Here is a 17,923-nt window from a genome sequence, read left to right on the forward strand (position 1 = left end):
AACGATCGGCCTCCACGGCCGCGGCAACGACCGTGGAGGCCGGTCGACGACGAGTGCGCGTGGCTCGCGCAATCGAGGGGTGCGGGCCGGGCGGCCGGACGTCGACCTCGTCACCCGAAGACGGGTCGACGCCACGAACTCGACAGGTGACCGCACCCGTACGTTATCGAATTGACGTGTTTCGCGGCAAGGGTTCCACAGGGGAGCATCCGAGCGATCCTTCCGACTCCCGGGCCGCCCTGCGGCAGGGTCGTTTTCGACAAGGTGAACCGCAGATGGCACGCTGTCCGCCGTGAGTTTCGATCTGAGCGTGTGGGCCCTGGCGGACGGGGCGACGCCCGAGGATGTGCGAGCGGCGGTGCAGCAGTGCCGCAGTGGCCGGCACATCGAGCGGCGACCGGACCCACGATTGGTGGCCTTCTACCGGGCGATCACCGCCAGCTACCCCGACCGGCGGGCCGGCCCCGGCACACCCTGGGCGGTCGCACCGCTGCACACGGCGGCCGATCACGTGGAGCTGAACCTGGATCCGGCCTGCCCCGACCAGGTGCTCCTCGACATCGAACGGCTGGCCGGCGAGCACCGGCTGATGCTTTTCGACGCCCAGGACGGCTCGGTCTACCCGCCACCGGCGGCCCGGCTGCCCAACTGAGGCGGCCACCCGGCGTCCCGGCCGGCGCCGTCCCCGGCCCGGCGCGTGGCGACCTGTCGACCCGACCTGGCCAGCCACGGCGATCGGGACGACGAAGGGGCCCGGCCATCGGCCAGGCCCCCCATCGCTCGTGCGTGGACCACCGGATGCGGTTCCTCGTCGGGCGGACGCCGCACGGTCCAGGTGGCGGGACGTTACTCGTCGCGCAGGTCGGCCGCGCTGGCCGCGGTCGCGCCGATCGAGTCGGCGGCCGAGGTGAGCAGGTCGGCGCCGAGCGCCTGGTCGACGGTGAGGGTCATCAGCGTCTCGCCGCCGGCCTCCCGCCGGGCCACCTGCATCGCCGCGATGTTGATGCCGGCCTGGCCGAGCAGGGTGCCGACGGTGCCGACCACGCCCGGACGGTCGACGTAGCGGAGAAAGAGCAGGATGCCCTCGGCACCGATCTCCACGTCGAAGCCGTCCACCTCGGTCAGCTTGATGACGTCCCGGGGGCCGGCCGGGGTCACCGTGCCGGAGACGCTGACCGTCCGGCCGTCGGGCAGCGCACCGCGCACGGTGACCAGGACCGGGTGGTCGACGGTCTCGGTCTGGCTGGTCAGCGACACCTCCACGCCGCGCTGGGCGGCCAGGTGCGGCGCGTTGACGTACGTCACCTGCTCCTCGACCACCGAGCTGAACAACCCCTTGGTGGCGGCGAGCTTGAGCACCGAGACGTCGTGACCGACGATCTCGCCACGCACCTCGACGGAGACGCTGGAGGCAACCCCGCCGGCGACGGCGGTGAAGGCGCGACCCAGCTTCTCGGCGAGTGGCAGCAGCGGCCGGACGTCCTCGGCGACCACGCCGCCGGCCTGCACGTTGACCGCGTCCGGCACGAACTCGCCCTGTAGGGCCAGCTTCACGCTCTTGGCCACCGCCAGGCCGGCCTTGTCCTGCGCCTCGGCGGTGGAGGCACCCAGGTGCGGGGTGGCCACCACGTTGTCGAAGGCGAACAGCGGCGAGGAGGTGCACGGCTCCTTGGCGTACACGTCCACCCCGGCGCCGCCGACCCGTCCCTCGGCCAACGCGTCGGCGAGAGCCTGCTCGTCGACCAGCCCGCCCCGGGCGGCGTTGACGATCCGCACGCCCGGCTTGACGATGGACAGCTCCTTCTCGCCGATCAGACCCACGGTCTCCGGGGTCTTCGGCAGGTGGATCGAGATGAAGTCGCTCTCCCGCAGCAGTTCCTCCAGGCCGACCAGGCGCACGCCGAGTTGCGCGGCCCGGGCCGGCTGGATGTACGGGTCGTACGCGATGAGCCGGGTGCCGAAGGCCGCGATCCGGGAGGCGAAGAGGACACCGATGCGGCCGAGGCCGACCACGCCGACGGTCTTGCCCTGGATCTCGACGCCGGTGTACTTCGACCGCTTCCACTCTCCCGCCTTGAGCGCGGCGCTGGCGCTGGCGGTGTTGCGGGCGACCGCGAGCAGCAGCGCGACGGCCTGCTCGGCGGCGGAGACGATGTTCGAGGTGGGAGCGTTGACGACCATGACGCCCCGGGCGGTGGCGGCCGGCACCTCGACGTTGTCCAGCCCGACTCCGGCGCGGGCCACGACCTTGAGCCGGCCGGCGGCGGCGATCGCCTCGGCGTCGATCCGGGTCGCGCTGCGGACGATGACGGCGTCGGCCTCGGAGAGCGCCGCCAGCAGTGCCGGGCGGTCGGTGCCGTCGACGTGCCGGACGTCGAAGTCGTGGGCGAGCACCTCGATGGCGGCGGGAGCGAGTTCTTCGGCGATCAGTACGACAGGAGTCATTGGTCCTCGTAGATGTCGTCAGGGCGGTCGACCGGGGGCTGGGGCGCTGCGCTGCGCCCGGGGCGGTCCGAGCCATGGCCGTCAGGTGCCGCCTGGAGCACCTACCCGCGATCGTAGGGTGCGGGCCGCCCGGCGCGCCTCGGAGCGCGGGGTGAGTGCCCTCACAAACCGGGCGTGACGTGCGTGTTAAGGATCGTTGGCCGGCCGGAGACAGCACGGCACCCGGGCCCGGCGTCGGGGAGAACGCCGGGTCCGGGTGCCGCTGGTGAGCGAAGCCTCAGGCGGTCGTCGGCGGGACCTCAGGCGGTCTCGGTGATCGGACGGTCCACCCAGCTCATCATGCCGCGCAGCTTGCGGCCGGTCTCCTCGATCGGGTGCGCCGCGCCCTCGGCCCGCCACTTGGTGAAGTTCGGCCGACCGGCCTCGTCCTCGGCCACCCACTCGCGGGCGAACTCGCCGGACTGGATCTCACCGAGGATCCTGCGCATCTCCTCCTTGACCCGGCTGTCGATGACCCGCGGGCCCCGGGAGAGGTCGCCGTACTCGGCGGTGTCGGAGACGCTGTAGCGCATCCGGGCGATGCCGCCCTCGTACATCAGATCCACGATCAGCTTCAGCTCGTGCAGGCACTCGAAGTAGGCCACCTCCGGTGCGTAGCCGGCCTCGGTGAGCACCTCGAAACCGGTCTGCACCAACGCCGCCGCGCCGCCGCAGAGCACCGCCTGCTCGCCGAAGAGATCGGTCTCGGTCTCCTCGGTGAAGGTGGTCCGGATGGCACCGGCCCGGGTCCCGCCGATCCCCTTCGCGTAGGACAGGGCGAGTGCGAACGCCGCGCCGCTGGCATCCTGCTCGACGGCGACCAGGCAGGGCACGCCCTTACCGTCGGCGTACTGCCGGCGGACCAGGTGACCGGGCCCCTTCGGGGCGACCATCGCCACGTCCACCTCGGCCGGCGGCTTGATCAGCCCGTAGCGGATGTTGAAGCCGTGCCCGAAGAACAGCGCCTTGCCCGCGCTGAGGTTCGGCGCGATCGACTCCGCGTAGATCTTGCGCTGGGCGGTGTCCGGCGCCAGCACCATGATCACGTCAGCCTCGACGGACGCCTCGGCCGGGGTGAGCACCCGCAGGCCCTGCTCCTCGGCCTTGGCCCGGCTCTTCGAGCCCTCCGGCAGGCCGATCACGACGTCGACACCGGAGTCGCGCAGCGACAGCGCGTGGGCGTGGCCCTGGCTGCCGTAGCCGATCACGGCGACCTTCTTCGCCTGGATGAGGCCCAGGTCGGCGTCGTCGTCGTAGTACACCTCAACGCTCATGACTTCCCTTTCGTACGGCCGCCGCGGCGGCCCGTGGTGGCTCTGTGATCGGGTGGCCCGCCCGGGCCGACCCGCGATTGGATCAGGCGGCCCGCAGGGCCGGGCCGGCGGTGATGGCGCGCGACCCGCGACCGATCGCCACCAGGCCCGACTGGACCATCTCCTTGATGCCGAAGGGCTCAAGGTCACGCAGGAGCGCGTCGAGCTTGTCCGGGGTGCCGGTCGCCTCGATGGTCAGGGTGTCGGCGGCCACGTCGACCACCCGTGCCCGGAACAGGTTGACCGTCTCCAGGACCTGGGCGCGGGCGTTGCGGTCCGCCCGCACCTTCACCAGGAGCAACTCGCGAGCCACCGAGATCGACGGGTCCAACTCGACGATCTTGAGTACGTTCACCAGCTTGTTGAGCTGCTTGGTGACCTGCTCCAGCGGGGAGGACTCCGCGTTGACCACGATGGTGATCCGCGAGACGTCCGGATTCTCGGTCTCACCGACGGCAAGGCTGTCGATGTTGAACCCCCGCCGGGAGAACAGCCCGGAGACCCGGGCCAGCACGCCCGGCTTGTTCTCCACCAACACGGACAGGGTGTGCATCGTCATCAGATATCGTCCTCGTCGAAGGCCGGGCGGACGCCACGGGCGAACATGATCTCGTCGTTGCTGGTGCCGGCGGCGACCATCGGCCAGACCATGGCGTCCTTGCCGACCACGAAGTCGATGACCACCGGCGCGTCGTTGATGGACATCGCCGCCTCGATGGTCCGGTCCACGTCCTCGGCGGTCTCGCAGCGCAGCCCGACGCAGCCGAGTGCCTCGGCGAGCTTGACGAAGTCGGGGATGCGGTGCTTGTGGGTGCCGAGTTCCGTGTTGGAGTAGCGCTCGTTGTAGAACAGCGTCTGCCACTGGCGGACCATGCCGAGGTTGCCGTTGTTGATCACAGCGATCTTGACCGGGATGCCCTCCAGCGCACAGGTGGCCAACTCCTGGTTGGTCATCTGGAAACAACCGTCGCCGTCGACGGCCCAGACCACCGTGTCGGGCCGGCCCACCTTGGCGCCCATCGCCGCCGGCACCGCGTAGCCCATGGTGCCGAGACCGCCCGAGTTGAGCCAGGTCTGCGGCTTCTCGAAGGAGATGAACTGAGAGGCCCACATCTGGTGCTGACCCACCCCGGCGACGTAGATCGCGTCCGGTCCGGCGATCTCTCCCAGCCGCTTGATCACGTACTGCGGGGAGAGCGTGCCGTCGTCAGGCTCGTCGTAGCCCAGCGGGTAGCGCTCGCGCAGGTCGTCCAGCTGTGCCCACCAGCCGGCGAGGTCGGTGGTGCGCCCCGCCGCCCGCTCGACGGTGACCGCCGCGAGCAGCTCGTCGATCACGTGCCGGGCATCGCCGACGATCGGCACGTCCGCGTGCCGATTCTTGCCGATCTCGGCCGGGTCGATGTCGGCGTGCACCACTGTGGCGTCCAGGGCGAAGGAGTCCAGCTTCCCGGTGACCCGGTCGTCGAACCGGGCGCCGAGCGCCACGATCAGGTCGGCCTTCTGCAGCCCGTAGACCGCCGCGACGGTGCCGTGCATGCCGGGCATGCCCAGGTGCTGGCGGTGCGAGTCGGGGAACGCCCCCAACGCCATCAGCGTGGTGACCACCGGGATGCCGGTCAGTTCGGCCAACCGGCGCAGCCCCTCGGTGGCCCCCGCCTTGAGCACGCCGCCGCCGACGTAGAGCACCGGCCGGCGGGCGTTGCTCATCAGCCGCGCCGCCTCCCGGATCTGCTTGCCGTGCGGATGCAGCGTGGGGCGGTAGCCGGGCAGGTCCAGGGTGGGCGGCCAGGCGAAGGTGGTCGGCGCCTGGAGGACGTCCTTGGGGATGTCCACCAGGACCGGGCCGGGCCGTCCGGTGGACGCCAGGTGGAACGCCTCGGCCAGCACCCGGGGAATCTCACTGGCCTCCTGCACCAGGAAGTTGTGCTTGGTGATCGGCAGCGTGATGCCCTGGATGTCCGCCTCCTGGAAGGCGTCCGTACCGATCGACGGACGGGCCACCTGGCCGGTGATCGCCACCAGCGGCACCGAGTCCATGTAGGCGTCGGCGATCGGGGTGACCAGGTTCGTCGCGCCCGGCCCGGAGGTGGCGATGCACACCCCGACCCGGCCGGTGGCCTGGGCGTAGCCGGTGGCGGCGTGGCCCGCGCCCTGCTCGTGCCGGACCAGGATGTGTCGGACGGTCGAGTCGTAGAGCGGGTCGTACGCCGGCAGGATCGCGCCACCCGGGATACCGAAGACGACCTCGACGCCGAGCGCCTCCAGGGAACGCACCAGGGAGCCCGCGCCGGAGACCTGGGCCACCGGAGCGGGGCGTACCGCCGGGGCGGCCGGCGTGGCGGCGGCGCGGGTGTGGTCGGCGTCGCCCTGCGCCTCGGCGGCGGTACGGGCCCGCCGGGCGGAGTGGGCGAGGGTCTCGGGCGTGGGTCTCGTCATGGCGGTTTGCCTTCGGCTGGAGTGGGTGGGGCTGCTCACACTGTGGAACGCGGGCGGGGCCGGGTCCGATGGGTTCGACGGCAAGAAAAAGGCCCACGTGCCAGATGCACGGGGCCAGCGCACTCTCAGTCAGGAGAGTGCGCTCAGGTAAGTACTCGCAGCGACCGGTACGACGACATGGGCTCAAGCCTGACGCATCTCACGCGATGAGTCAACTGATCCCATATATTGGTTCACGGAGTGGGCGCGTCCTGCCCTGGCACGCCGGTCACACCCGGCCTGACGTGCTCGGAGACGCCCCCACCGAGCCTTGGGACGGGTGGCCGGAGAGGATGCGGAGGCGAGTCGTCCGGCGGCGCGGTGCGGGCCGGTCGGGCCCCCGGGGAGGTGGCCGCGTCCAGCATCGCCTCCAGGTGCTCGGCCGGTACGCCCCACCCGAACAACGCGCCCTGGCCGAACCGGCAGCCGGCAGCCACCACCGCGGCCAGCTCCGCGGGCGTGGTGACCCCCTCGGCGATCACCTCCAGGCCGAACTGGTGGCCCAGTCGCATGACGATGTCGACCATCGGGGCGAAGGCCGGGCCGTCCCGCCCGACCGGCCGGACCGGCTCGTGCTCCGCCACCAGCCCGTGGTCGATCTTGAGAATGTCGATCGGGAGCCGACGGAGCTGGCCCAGCGAGGAGTAGCCGGCGCCGAAGTCGTCCAGGGCGATCCGCACACCCGTGAGCCGCAGCGCGGTCAGCCGCCGGATCAGCTCGTCGAGGTCGGTGGCGACCGCGTGCTCGGTGACCTCCAGCACCAGCCGCTGCGGCGGGACGTGGTGGGCGCGCAGCGCCTCGGCGACCTGCACCACGTACTCGGGGGCGTGCAGCTCGCGCGGGGAGACGTTGACCGACACCCAGACGTCGTGGCCCTCGGCCAGCCAGCGGGACAGCTGGAAGCAGGCCTGGTGCAGCACCCAGGCACCGAGCTTGGCGATCATCCCGCACTCCTCCGCGAGGGGGATGAACTCGTCCGGGCGGACGTTGCCCAGCTCGGGATGGCGCCAACGCAGCAGTGCCTCCGCGCCGACCGGCCGCACCGACGGCAATGACGCCACCGGCTGGAAGACCAGCCGGAACTCGTCACGCTCGATCGCACCACGCAGCTCGTGCTCCAGCGTGGTCCGCCGGCGCAGCAGCCGGTCGTACGCGCCGTCGTACCGCTCGATCCGGTTCTTGCCGCGCTGCTTGGCGTAGCGCAGCGCGAGATCCGCGTGTCGCAGCAGCAACTCGACGTCCGGCTCGTCGGCCCAGCCCGCCAGGCCGATGCTGACCGAGAGGAAGATCGGCCCCTCGGGCTCCTCGTAGGCACCGCCGAGCACCCTCAGCAGCCGCTCGGCGACGATCCCCGCCTCGGCCGGGCCGCCGCGCATGAGCACCGCGAACTCGTCACCGCCGAGCCGGGCGGCCAGGTCGCCGGGGCGCAGGTTGCTCCGCAACCGCCGACCCACCTCGGCCAGCACCGCGTCGCCTACGTCGTGACCACGCATGTCGTTGACGTTCTTGAAGCCGTCCAGGTCCAGCCCGAGCAGGACACAGGGCACCCGGGCCTGGGCGCAGCGGTGCAACGCCTGCAACAGCCCGCGCCGGTTGTCCAGGCCGGTGAGCGCGTCGGTGTGCGCGAGCTGGCGGAAGTGCGCCTCGCGCTCGGCCAGCCGCCGGGCGTACGCCCGCACGTCGTGCAGGGTGAGGTGCTGCCGGGCCACCAGGGCGAACCCCTCGACGCTGCCGGCGACGATGCCCAGCGCGTCGAACCGGCCGTCCTGTAGGAGGTGGTACATCGCAGAGGCGGCCATGGCGACCATCGGCGCGAAGGCGTACGCGCCGTCGCGGCGGATCACATCAACGGCGATCTGGCCCGGTGGCTCGATCCGGTAGGCCGCCACCGCGGCCACCAGCAGCCCCAGGGCGAGCACCACCGCGCCGGTCAGGGCCAGGCCCGGCCCGGCCTGGCAGATCCCGGCCGCGACACCCAGCCCGCCGACGGACGAGGCGGTGATCCCGGTGCCCAGCACGGCGAGGCAGCGTCGGGGCGTGGGCGCGCGGAGGACCATGATGGTGGCCAGACCGGCGCTCAGCGCCGCACCGACCGAGGCGAGCAGGATCGACAGGCAGGCCGCCGGGGTCGCGTCCCCGAGCAGCCGGGTCGGCTCGGAGAGCAGCACCCAGCCGACGAACCACAGCGCGGCGCCCAGGATCACGCCGTCGAGGGCGAACCGGGCGGCCGAGGGCACCGAGTTGGTCACTCCGGGAAAGCGGAGCAGGCCGAAGCAGAAGAGCAGCCCGCTGGTCGCCGTGCCGAGTGCGATCAGGGTCGCCCACCCGGTGCGCTGTTGCTGCTCGTGTGCCCAGTGCGCGTGTGCGCTCAGCGCGACGGTCACCCCCGCCAGCAAGGTCACCAGCGCGACCGCACCGGCGACGGCGAGCAACGCGTACGCCGGGCGGTGGCGGGTGGCCCGGCGCCGGACGGCGACGGCCAGCAGCACACCGGCCGCGAGGGCGACCAGCGCGCTCAGCACCGCGGCGCCCATCATGGCCGGGGGGGTGTGCACCCTTCAACTCTGCCGGATCGATGCCAGGCGTGGGGATCGGGTGTGCATCTGTTGGGACACGGTGCGTGCGCCTGTCCGGCACCGGGCCCGCGGTGCCAGACTGGTACACATGCCTGAGCTGCGGTCGAAGACCTCCACGCACGGTCGGACGATGGCCGGCGCCCGGGCCCTCTGGCGGGCCACCGGGATGACCGACGACGATTTCGGCAAGCCGATCGTCGCCATCGCGAACAGTTTCACCCAGTTCGTGCCGGGCCACGTACATCTCAAGGACATGGGCGGCCTGGTCGCCGACGCGGTGGCCGACGCCGGCGGGGTGGGCCGCGAGTTCAACACGATCGCGGTCGACGACGGCATCGCCATGGGTCACGGCGGCATGCTCTACTCCCTGCCCAGCCGGGAGTTGATCGCCGACGCGGTGGAATACATGGTCAACGCGCACTGCGCGGACGCGCTGGTCTGCATCTCCAACTGCGACAAGATCACGCCGGGGATGTTGCTGGCCGCCCTCCGGCTGAACATCCCGACCGTGTTCGTCTCCGGCGGGCCGATGGAGGCCGGCAAGACGGTGGCGATCGAGGGGATCGTCCACTCCAAGATCGACCTGATCGACGCGATGATCGCCTCCTCGAACGAGGCGGTCACCGACGACCAGCTCGGCGAGATCGAGCGCTCGGCCTGCCCCACCTGCGGCTCCTGCTCGGGCATGTTCACCGCCAACTCGATGAACTGCCTCACCGAGGCGATCGGGCTGGCGCTGCCGGGCAACGGCTCGACGCTGGCCACCCACGCCGCGCGGCGCTCACTCTTCGTCGAGGCCGGCCGCGTCGCCGTGGAGATCTCCAAGCGGTGGTACGACGGCGACGACGCCTCGGTGCTGCCGCGGGTGGTGGCCTCCCGCGCCGCGTTCGAGAACGCCGTCGCCCTCGACGTGGCGATGGGCGGGTCGACGAACACGATCCTGCACCTGCTGGCCGCCGCCCGCGAGGCCGAGCTGGACTTCACCGTCGCCGACATCGACGCGATCTCCCGCCGGGTGCCGTGCCTGGCCAAGGTCGCCCCGAACTCGCCGCAGTACCACATGGAGGACGTGCACCGGGCCGGCGGCATCCCGGCCATCCTCGGCGAGCTGGACCGCGCCGGCCTGCTGCACCGGGACGTGCACGCCGTGCACGCCGCCTCGCTCGACCGGTGGCTCGCCGACTGGGACGTGCGCGGCGGCTCGGCCACCGCCGAGGCGATCGAGCTGTTCCACGCCGCCCCGGGCGGGGTGCGTACCGTCGAGCCCTTCTCCACCACCAACCGCTGGTCGTCGCTGGACACCGACGCGGCGGGCGGCTGCATCCGGGACGGCGAGCACGCGTACACCGCCGACGGCGGGCTGGCCATCCTGCACGGCAACCTCGCGCCGGAAGGCTGCGTGGTGAAGACCGCCGGGGTGCCCGCGGAGTGCCTGACCTTCCGCGGCCCGGCCAAGGTCTACGAGTCGCAGGACGACGCGGTGACCGCCATCCTGGCCAAGGAGATCGTTGCCGGGGACGTGGTGGTGATCCGCTACGAGGGGCCGAAGGGCGGCCCGGGCATGCAGGAGATGCTCTATCCCACCTCGTTCCTCAAGGGCCGTGGGCTGGGCCGGGCCTGTGCCTTGCTCACCGACGGCCGGTTCTCCGGCGGCACCTCCGGGCTCTCCATCGGGCACGTCTCTCCCGAGGCCGCCTCCGGTGGGCTGATCGCGCTGGTCGAGCCCGGCGACGAGGTCGTCATCGACATTCCGGCGCGCTCGATCGAGCTGAACGTGCCGGCCGACGTGCTGGACGCCCGCCGGGTCGCCCAGGAGAAGCGGGACCGCCCCTACACCCCCCTCGACCGGCAACGCCCGGTGTCGGCGGCGCTGCGTGCGTACGCCTCGATGGCCACCTCGGCCAGCGACGGCGCCTACCGCCGCGTCCCCGAGTAGACCGGCAGCGGATTCGGGTGGGCGGCCTCGGCTGCCCGGTTCAGGCGGCGCGGCTGTCGTACGTCGTGCGGTTGGCGAGCACGTCGTCCATGTGCGTCTCGGCCCAGGTCTTGAGGCCGCGCATCATCTGGTGCAGCGAGACACCGAGATCGGTCAGCTCGTAGGCGACCGTGACGGGCACGGTGGGCGTCACGGTGCGGGTGATCAGACCGTCACGCTCCAGGGCGCGCAGCGTCTGGGTGAGCATCTTCTGGCTGACCCCGGCCAGCAGGCGGGACAGCTCCGAGTAGCGCATCGACCGGGGCTCACCGGCGCAGTCGGCGCCGAACTGATGCGAGCCGTCGCTGCCCAGCGCGGCCAGGACCAGCGTGACCCACTTGTCGGCGATCCGGTCGAGCAGCTTACGGCTGGGGCACTGCGCCAGGAAGGCGTCGTATTCCGCCTTGCTCTGCGCCCGCCGCTGGGCCGCCGTCATCGTCGCCATCGACCGCTCCTTCCACCGTGGGTGGCTACGCACCCGGAAGTGCCTACTTCTCGCCAGGAAGTTACCCCTCCATAGTGAAGCAGGCAAACATTCGGCACCGGCCAGCTCGAACACGAAAGCCAGAGGTATGAGCATGCTTTCCACTGCCCTTCCCGGCGGCACCTGGACGCTGGGCGACCTGACCATCACCCGGTTCGGCTACGGCGCCATGCAGCTCGCCGGCCCCTGGGTCATGGGGCCACCCGCCGACCACGACGGCGCGCTCGCCGTCCTGCGGGAGGTCGTCGACCTCGGCATCACCCACATCGACACCAGCGACGCCTACGGGCCGCAGGTCACCAACCAGCTGATCCGTGAAGCGCTGCACCCGTACCCCGAATCGCTGCACATCGTGACCAAGGTCGGCGCCACCCGCGACCAGCAGGGCGGCTGGCCCCCGGCCCGAGACCCGGAAAGCCTGCGCCGGGCCGTCCACGAAAATCTGGAGAACCTCGGCCTCGATGTGCTCGACCTGGTCAACCTCCGGCTCGGCAACGCCGAGGGGCCCCAGCCCGGCCCGCTCGCCGAGCCGTTCGAGACGCTCGTCGAACTCCAGCAGCAGGGCCTGATCCGGCACCTCGGAGTGAGCACCGCGACGCCGGAACAGGTCGCCGAGGCGCAGGCGATCGCGCCGATCGTGTGCGTGCAGAACATGTACAACCTGGCGTACCGCCAGGACGACGAGCTGATCGACGTGCTCGCCGAACAGGGCGTCGCCTACGTTCCCTATTTCCCGCTCGGCGGCTTCAGCCCACTACAGTCCTCGGCGTTGGAGACCGTGGCCGCCCGGTTGGCCGCGACGCCGATGTCCGTCGCCCTGGCCTGGCTGCTGCGGCGGTCGCCGAACATCCTGCTGATCCCCGGCACCTCGTCCACTGCACACCTGCGCGAGAACATCGCCGGCGCGGGACTCTCGCTCTCCGACGAGGACCTCACCGAGCTGGACAAGATCGGCGGTTGAGTGACCGGGTTGACCGCCCGTCCTCGGGTGGCTGGCCACTCGCGGTGTGGGCGCTGTCGAGCTGATGGCGCAGACGGATCAGGCGACCACCCGTGGCACCGTCCGCAGCCCGTTGGGTGTGTCGGTGACGGTCAGGCCGGTGACCGAGACCGCCGAGCAGGACCGGCTCGACCGGAAAGCTGCCGCAGGTCGGTGACCTCGGCAAGTTCGCGGCCACCCGCGAGGACCACCGGTCGCAGCCGCCACAGACGGCGAGATCTTGGACATTTCCCGTCAACGACTAACGGGAAATGTCCAAGATCGACGTCGATGCCCCGCCACGCCGGCTTGGGCTGGTACCGGGCGGCGTTGGACGTCGCCCGATTCCGCAACGGCGTCGACGACACCTGCCGGCGGGCGGCACAACTCGATCCACCGCCCGAGAGAAGTCCGTCGATCCCGGTCGGTGGCCTGGTCACCGCGATGCGGAAGTAGCAAGGCAGCGAAGCCGTCGACCACGGTTCACCCTGGCGTCATGGCGGTGCCGGTAGCGTGACGATCGTTGATCGCGAATCGGGAGGGTGTCGATGGGTGCGAAGCGAACGGCGTACGCCGGGATCATGGCGGCGCTGCTCGCCGCGACGGCGACGGTCGCGGTGGCCACGCCGGCCGCCGCGGGCGGGTGGCAACCCGGTGGGCAGCGCACCGGCACGCTGCGGGTGGCGACCTTCAACGCCTCGCTGAACCGGGACACCGACGGCGGGCTGGTCACCGACCTGTCCCGGCGGGACAGCGCCCAGGCCGGCAACGTCGCCGAGGTGATCCAGCGGGTCCGCCCGGACGTGCTGCTGATCAACGAGTTCGACTACGACCCGCAGGGTCGGGCGCTGGCGCTGTTCCAGGACAACTACCTGTCCGTGCCGCGCAACGGCACCCGGGCGATCCGCTACCCGTACCGCTACGCCGCCCCGTCGAACACCGGTGTCCCGTCCGGCCACGACCTCAACAACGACGGGACCGTCGGCGGCCCCGACGACGCGTACGGCTTCGGCCTCTTCCCCGGCCAGTACGGGATGGCGGTCTACTCGGCGTACCCGATCGACCTGGCCCGGGTCCGCACCTTCCAGTTGTTCCGCTGGCAGGACATGCCGGGGGCGTTGCTGCCCGACGACCCGGAGACCCCCGAGCCGGCCGACTGGTACTCGCGGCAGGAGCTGGCCGACCTGCGGCTGTCCTCCAAGAGCCACTGGGACCTGCCGATCCGGCTGCCCGGCCGTACCGTGCACCTGCTGGCCAGCCACCCCACGCCCCCGGTCTTCGACGGACCGGAGGACCGCAACGGCCGACGCAACCACGACGAGATCCGCTTCTGGGCCGACTACGTCTCCCCCGGACGGGCCGGCTACATCTACGACGACGCCGGGCGGCGCGGCGGGCTGCGGCCCGGCGCGGCCTTCGTGGTCGCCGGGGATCTCAACGCCGACCCGTACGACGGTGACAGCGTGCCCGGGGCCGCGCAGCAGCTGTTGGACCACCCGCGGGTCAACGACCGGGTCGCGCCGGCCAGCGCGGGCGGTCCCGCCGCGGCGCGGCGGCAGGGCGGCGCCAACCTCGACCACCGCGGCAACCCCCGTTTCGACACCGCCGACTTCGCCGACACCAGCCCGGGCAACCTGCGGGTCGACTACCTGCTGCCGAGCCGCGGCCTGCCGGTCCGCGGCACCGGGATCTTCTGGCAAGCGCCGGGCGACCCGCTGTTCCGGCTGGTCGGTGACTACGACCCGGCGCTGCCGGGCGGCTTCCCCACCTCCGACCACCGCCTGGTCTGGCTCGACCTGCGGCGGTAGCCACGCCGCACCCGCCGACACCCACCGGGCGGCTCCTCGTCGCAGCTGAGGAGGAGCCGCCCCGGCCGTCGTCCGTCGTCGCGCCCGTCAGCCGCGCTCGAACATCTGCCCGATCCGGATTGCGTTGCCGAACGGGTCGCGGATGCCGAAGTCGACGCCGTACGGCCGTTCCATCGGCTCGTCGGTGATGTCCACGCCCTTGGCGACCAGTTCCTCGTACGTCTTGTGGGCGTCGTCGGTGGTCATGAAGAGGGAGCCGCCCGCGGCGCCCTTGGTGAGCAGCTCGCGGACCTGCTCGGCGGTGGCCGGGTCGAGGTTGGGCGGGCACGGCTTCTCCAGGAGGATCTCGCGCTCCGGGTCGCCGGGCACGTTGACCGTGAGCCAGCGCATGAAGCCGAGGTCCTGGTCGGTATGCAGCTCCAGGCCGAGCTTGCCGATGTAGAAGTCGAGCGCCTCGTCCTGGTCGAGGACGTATAGCTGGGAGCGACTGATCGCGTTCAACGTCATGCCCAGGACGCTAGTGGAACGCCCTGACCTGCTGCTTATCCAAAACTGCTCGGCCGGGTCCACGCCTTGGTGAAGCAACTCGGCACCGGCGCGGCAGGCGCCGTCCGCCGCTTGCGGTAGTCGGTGGGCGACTCGCCGACGATCTTCCGGAAGGTACGGCTGAACGTGCCGAGACTGCCGAACCCGACCGCGTAGCAGACCTCCGTCACGTCCTGTTCTGTGTGCAGGAGGAGGTACATGGCCCGCTCCACCCGACGTCGTTGCAGATAGCGGTGCGGGGTCTCGCCGAAGGTGGCCCGGAAGGTCCGGATGAAGTGCGCCCCGGAGACGTGCGCGATCTTCGCCAGCGTCGGGATGTCGAGGGGTTGCGCGTACACCCGGTCCATGGCGTCCCGAGCCCGCAGCATCGCCCGGTTCGTCTCCTCGGCGACCCTGCTCACCCGGCTCCTCCCGTGACACGCCATGTCTACCACGCGCCCGGGTGCGGCGATCCCTGGCCGGGACCGCCGCATCCGTCGCGCCGGGGTCACCCGGCGAACAACACTCCGAGATCCTTGTACGCCTGGTCGAAGCGGGACATCGCCGCCTCGATGTTGGGCTGCGGATTCGGGTCGCCGAGTGCCTGCTGCATCAGCCCGAGCCCGACGGCCAGGTTCTCCCCACTCGCTACCAGCATCGGCTGCGGATCCGGGTCACCGTGGAACTTCTCGTTCTTCAGATCCGCCCACCCGACCTGGCCGAGTTTCACCTCCGAGCCGTCGAGCAGCTTCGCCGACGACCAGAAGTTCTCGGTCGCCAACTCCCGCAGTTGCTTCGCCTTGACCGGGTCCACCGCCTGGGCCGCCTCGCCCAGGAACGACAGCCCGCGACCCAGCCGGTCCAGATACTCGAAGCGCTTCTCCGGGTCGATCCGATCCCACAGGTCGAAGACCGGCGGGCAGCTCAGGCAGTCGATCGGGCCGATCGGCACCGGCTTGAACTCCGGCAGCAGGATGGTGTGACAGTCGAAGATCGGCCGGCCGCCGAAGGTGCCGACCTGGAAACAGATCGTCACCGGCCGGCCGCCCGCGTTGGCCGGGGCGGCCGGCACCAGCAGCGTCGCGGTGACGACGAGCGCCATCGCGAGCAGTATTCGTCGGACAAGACTCATGTTTACCTCCTACGACAGGAATCGATGCGGGCTCATCCTTTCGGGAAACGCGAGGAGGATTCTGGATCGGTCCGGAACCCGACTTCCTCAGCGCTCGTCGGGCACGCCGGCCAGTGCGTGGGTGCGGGCGTGTGCGATGGCGGACGGGGTGTCGGGGAAGACCAGGCCCTCGCGGCGCAGTTGGTCGGCCACGCCGAGGGTGTCGAGCACCTGGTCGTGGCCGGGCACCAGGCCGGAGAGCAGCACGGTGATGCCGCGTCCCCGCAGCCGCCGGATGGCGTCGCCGAGGACCTGTGCGCCGGTGGCGTCGATGGTGGAGACCCGGGACATCCGCAGGATGACCACCCGTACGTCGGCGACGTCGGAGAGCCGGAGCAGGAAGTTGTGCGCGGCGGCGAAGAAGAGTGGCCCGTCGAGCCGGTAGGCCACGATGTGCTCGGCGAGCAGGGCCCGTTCCTCTGCGGTGTGCTCGCCGGGGTCGAGCGGGACCTGTTCCAGCTTCGCGGTGCGGGCCACCGCACGCAGGGCCACGACGATGGCCACCCCGACGCCGACGGCCACGGCGGTGACCAGGTCCCAGATCACGGTGACGGCGAAGGTGAGGACGAGGACCAGCGCGTCGCCCCGGGTGGCGCGGGCCAGCGCCCAGAGCGACGCGGCCTCGACCATGCGTACGGTGGTGGCGAGCAGCACACCGGCCAGGGCGGCGAGCGGGATCCGGCCGACCAGCGGCGCGGCGACCAACACGATCCCGGCCAGCGCCACCGCGTGGGTCAGCGCCGCCAGCTTCGACGCCGCGCCGGCCCGGACGTTGACGGCGGTACGCGCGATGGCCGCGGTGGCCGGGATACCGCCGAAGAGCGGGGACGCCAGGTTGGCCAGCCCTTGGCCGAACAGTTCCCGATCCGGGTCGTGCCGCTGACCGACGGTCATCCCGTCGGCGACGGTGGCCGAGAGCAGGCTCTCCAGCGCGGCCAGCGCCGCCACGGCGAGCGCGGCGGGCAGCACCATACCCACCGCGCCGAGGTCGAGGTCGAGGAAGTCCAGCGATGGTGCGGGCAGCCCCTGCGGCAGCGCGCCGATCCGGACCAGGTTGACCGGCACGAGTTGCGCGAGCAGCGTGGCGGCGACGACCGCGAGCAGCGAGAACGGTAGCCCCGGACGCCAGCGGGCACCGAGCAGCATCACCGCCGCCACGCCCAGGGCCACCGCGAGGGCGGCCGGTTGGGGATGTCGGACGAAGCGGTTGATCGCGTCGGCGGCCACCGCCCAGACGCGGTCGCCGTGCGCGTCGGTGACGCCGAGCGCGGCGGGCACCTGTTGCAGGGCGATGACCACGGCGATGCCGGCGGTGAAGCCCTCGATCACCGGCACCGGCAGGTACCGGACGTATCGGCCGAGGCGGGCGAGGGCCAGGGCGATCAGGATCAGCCCGGCCAGCGCGCCGACCATGAGCACCCCGGTCGGGCCGAACTGTGCCACGACCGGCACCAGCACCACGGTCATCGCCCCGGTCGGGCCGGAGACCTGGAGGTTCGAGCCGCCGAAGACGGCCGCCACCGCGCCGGCGACCACGGCGGTGATCAGCCCGGCCTCCGCGCCGAGCCCGGAGGTGACCCCGAAGGCGAGGGCCAGTGGCAGCGCGACGATGGCCACGGTGAGCCCGGCGACGAGATCCCGGCGGGGTGAGCGGCGTACCGCCTGCCAGTCAGCGCGGCTCGGCAACAGATCACCGAAGCGGCGCCACGCCGTGGACGCGGCCGGTCCGGGGCCGCCGGTGAGACTGGCCTGGGTGGCGCTCACCGCTCCGGTCCGCCGGCACGCAGCTCGTCGAGCAGGGCGTCCCGGTCGGTGAGCACCGCGCCGAGGATCCGCCGGCCGGCGGCCAGCAGGTCGGCGACGTCGGGGGTACTGAGGGTGTACGTCACCAGGGAACCATCGCGGTACGAGGTGACCATGCCGGCCCGGCGCAGCACGGCCAGCTGCTGGGAGAGGTTCGACGCCTCCACGTCGATGGCGGCGAGCAGGTCACGTACCGGTTTGGGACCGTCCTGGAGCAGCTCCAGCACCCGGATGCGGACGGGGTGGCCGAGCGTGCGGAACAGTTCGGCCTTCGCCTGGTACAGCGGCACGGACACGCCCGCTCCTCCGTCCTGCGCCGCCAGCCCGGCG

17 protein-coding genes are annotated in these 17,923 nt (G+C 71.6%); 6 read left to right on the top strand and 11 right to left on the bottom strand.

Annotated elements, in window-relative coordinates:
- The first annotated feature begins 292 nt into the window (after window positions 1-292).
- Window positions 293-652, top strand: a complete 360-nt coding sequence (locus KIF24_RS22700; protein ID WP_221085743.1) for a hypothetical protein — start codon at window positions 293-295, stop codon at window positions 650-652.
- Between the two features lie 194 nt (window positions 653-846).
- On the opposite strand, the gene serA is transcribed toward KIF24_RS22700, so the two are convergent.
- From serA to KIF24_RS22725, 5 genes are all read right to left on the bottom strand, one after another.
- Window positions 847-2,445 (bottom strand): phosphoglycerate dehydrogenase, encoded by a 1,599-nt coding sequence (serA, locus tag KIF24_RS22705; protein WP_221085744.1) that lies wholly within the window; start codon window positions 2,443-2,445, stop codon window positions 847-849.
- A 299-nt stretch (window positions 2,446-2,744) separates the two neighbouring features.
- Window positions 2,745-3,758 carry a ketol-acid reductoisomerase gene (gene ilvC / locus KIF24_RS22710; protein WP_221085745.1) on the bottom strand — a complete coding sequence of 338 codons (1,014 nt, stop codon included), beginning with the start codon at window positions 3,756-3,758 and terminating at the stop codon, window positions 2,745-2,747.
- 82 nt (window positions 3,759-3,840) lie between these two features.
- Window positions 3,841-4,356: an acetolactate synthase small subunit gene (ilvN, locus tag KIF24_RS22715; protein WP_221085746.1), complete on the bottom strand. Its 516-nt coding sequence runs from the start codon at window positions 4,354-4,356 to the stop codon at window positions 3,841-3,843.
- Window positions 4,356-6,233, bottom strand: a complete 1,878-nt coding sequence (locus tag KIF24_RS22720) for an acetolactate synthase large subunit (RefSeq protein WP_221085747.1) — start codon at window positions 6,231-6,233, stop codon at window positions 4,356-4,358. The genes ilvN and KIF24_RS22720 overlap by 1 nt, the downstream gene beginning before the upstream one ends.
- A gap of 233 nt (window positions 6,234-6,466) precedes the next feature.
- On the bottom strand, window positions 6,467-8,809 hold the full coding sequence (locus KIF24_RS22725; RefSeq protein ID WP_230416825.1) for a putative bifunctional diguanylate cyclase/phosphodiesterase: 2,343 nt from the start codon (window positions 8,807-8,809) through the stop codon (window positions 6,467-6,469).
- A gap of 127 nt (window positions 8,810-8,936) precedes the next feature.
- Here KIF24_RS22725 and ilvD point away from each other — a divergent pair, with 127 nt between their 5' ends.
- Window positions 8,937-10,784, top strand: coding sequence for a dihydroxy-acid dehydratase (gene ilvD, locus KIF24_RS22730; protein WP_221085749.1), 1,848 nt, complete (start codon window positions 8,937-8,939; stop codon window positions 10,782-10,784).
- A 40-nt stretch (window positions 10,785-10,824) separates the two neighbouring features.
- On the opposite strand, the gene KIF24_RS22735 is transcribed toward ilvD, so the two are convergent.
- Window positions 10,825-11,268: a winged helix-turn-helix transcriptional regulator gene (locus KIF24_RS22735; RefSeq protein WP_221085750.1), complete on the bottom strand. Its 444-nt coding sequence runs from the start codon at window positions 11,266-11,268 to the stop codon at window positions 10,825-10,827.
- Between the two features lie 133 nt (window positions 11,269-11,401).
- Between KIF24_RS22735 and KIF24_RS22740 the strand changes: the two genes are divergently transcribed.
- From KIF24_RS22740 to KIF24_RS22755, 4 genes are all read left to right on the top strand, one after another.
- Window positions 11,402-12,268 (top strand): aldo/keto reductase family oxidoreductase, encoded by an 867-nt coding sequence (locus tag KIF24_RS22740; protein ID WP_221085751.1) that lies wholly within the window; start codon window positions 11,402-11,404, stop codon window positions 12,266-12,268.
- Between the two features lie 46 nt (window positions 12,269-12,314).
- The gene (locus KIF24_RS22745) at window positions 12,315-12,464 is read left to right on the top strand and encodes a hypothetical protein (RefSeq protein ID WP_221085752.1); all 150 of its coding nucleotides are present in this window, start codon (window positions 12,315-12,317) and stop codon (window positions 12,462-12,464) included.
- 113 nt (window positions 12,465-12,577) lie between these two features.
- Window positions 12,578-12,742 (top strand): hypothetical protein, encoded by a 165-nt coding sequence (locus tag KIF24_RS22750; RefSeq protein WP_221085753.1) that lies wholly within the window; start codon window positions 12,578-12,580, stop codon window positions 12,740-12,742.
- Window positions 12,743-12,834: 92 nt separating this feature from the next.
- Window positions 12,835-14,094, top strand: coding sequence for an endonuclease/exonuclease/phosphatase family protein (locus tag KIF24_RS22755; RefSeq protein WP_221085754.1), 1,260 nt, complete (start codon window positions 12,835-12,837; stop codon window positions 14,092-14,094).
- An 87-nt stretch (window positions 14,095-14,181) separates the two neighbouring features.
- Here the strand turns inward: KIF24_RS22755 and KIF24_RS22760 are convergent, their stop codons facing one another.
- The 5 genes from KIF24_RS22760 to KIF24_RS22780 form a co-directional block, all read right to left on the bottom strand.
- Window positions 14,182-14,601, bottom strand: coding sequence for a VOC family protein (locus KIF24_RS22760; RefSeq protein WP_221085755.1), 420 nt, complete (start codon window positions 14,599-14,601; stop codon window positions 14,182-14,184).
- Window positions 14,602-14,636: 35 nt separating this feature from the next.
- Window positions 14,637-15,041, bottom strand: coding sequence for a helix-turn-helix domain-containing protein (locus KIF24_RS22765; RefSeq protein ID WP_221085756.1), 405 nt, complete (start codon window positions 15,039-15,041; stop codon window positions 14,637-14,639).
- 86 nt (window positions 15,042-15,127) lie between these two features.
- Complete coding sequence (locus KIF24_RS22770; protein WP_221085757.1) at window positions 15,128-15,751, bottom strand: hypothetical protein; 624 nt, start codon at window positions 15,749-15,751, stop codon at window positions 15,128-15,130.
- 87 nt (window positions 15,752-15,838) lie between these two features.
- Window positions 15,839-17,554 carry a SulP family inorganic anion transporter gene (locus KIF24_RS22775; protein WP_221085758.1) on the bottom strand — a complete coding sequence of 572 codons (1,716 nt, stop codon included), beginning with the start codon at window positions 17,552-17,554 and terminating at the stop codon, window positions 15,839-15,841.
- Entirely contained in the window at window positions 17,551-17,889 is a 339-nt protein-coding gene (locus KIF24_RS22780; protein WP_221085759.1) for an ArsR/SmtB family transcription factor, read from the bottom strand. The genes KIF24_RS22775 and KIF24_RS22780 overlap by 4 nt, the downstream gene beginning before the upstream one ends.
- Window positions 17,890-17,923: the final 34 nt, after the last annotated feature.

This window comes from Micromonospora tarapacensis, from assembly GCF_019697375.1.
Taxonomy (GTDB): Bacteria; Actinomycetota; Actinomycetes; order Mycobacteriales; family Micromonosporaceae; genus Micromonospora; species Micromonospora tarapacensis.

Bases quoted from the DNA above. Each gene is read 5' to 3' on its own strand.
- KIF24_RS22750 (WP_221085753.1), top strand. From the start codon at position 12,578: ATGCCCCGCCACGCCGGCTTGGGCTGGTACCGGGCGGCGTTGGACGTC.
- KIF24_RS22770 (WP_221085757.1), bottom strand. From the start codon at position 15,751: ATGAGTCTTGTCCGACGAATACTGCTCGCGATGGCGCTCGTCGTCACC.
- KIF24_RS22720 (WP_221085747.1), bottom strand. From the start codon at position 6,233: ATGACGAGACCCACGCCCGAGACCCTCGCCCACTCCGCCCGGCGGGCC.
- ilvN (WP_221085746.1), bottom strand. From the start codon at position 4,356: ATGACGATGCACACCCTGTCCGTGTTGGTGGAGAACAAGCCGGGCGTG.
- KIF24_RS22735 (WP_221085750.1), bottom strand. From the start codon at position 11,268: ATGGCGACGATGACGGCGGCCCAGCGGCGGGCGCAGAGCAAGGCGGAA.
- ilvC (WP_221085745.1), bottom strand. From the start codon at position 3,758: ATGAGCGTTGAGGTGTACTACGACGACGACGCCGACCTGGGCCTCATC.
- KIF24_RS22755 (WP_221085754.1), top strand. From the start codon at position 12,835: ATGGGTGCGAAGCGAACGGCGTACGCCGGGATCATGGCGGCGCTGCTC.
- KIF24_RS22725 (WP_230416825.1), bottom strand. From the start codon at position 8,809: ATGATGGGCGCCGCGGTGCTGAGCGCGCTGGTCGCCCTCGCGGCCGGT.
- ilvD (WP_221085749.1), top strand. From the start codon at position 8,937: ATGCCTGAGCTGCGGTCGAAGACCTCCACGCACGGTCGGACGATGGCC.
- KIF24_RS22760 (WP_221085755.1), bottom strand. From the start codon at position 14,601: ATGACGTTGAACGCGATCAGTCGCTCCCAGCTATACGTCCTCGACCAG.
- KIF24_RS22740 (WP_221085751.1), top strand. From the start codon at position 11,402: ATGCTTTCCACTGCCCTTCCCGGCGGCACCTGGACGCTGGGCGACCTG.
- serA (WP_221085744.1), bottom strand. From the start codon at position 2,445: ATGACTCCTGTCGTACTGATCGCCGAAGAACTCGCTCCCGCCGCCATC.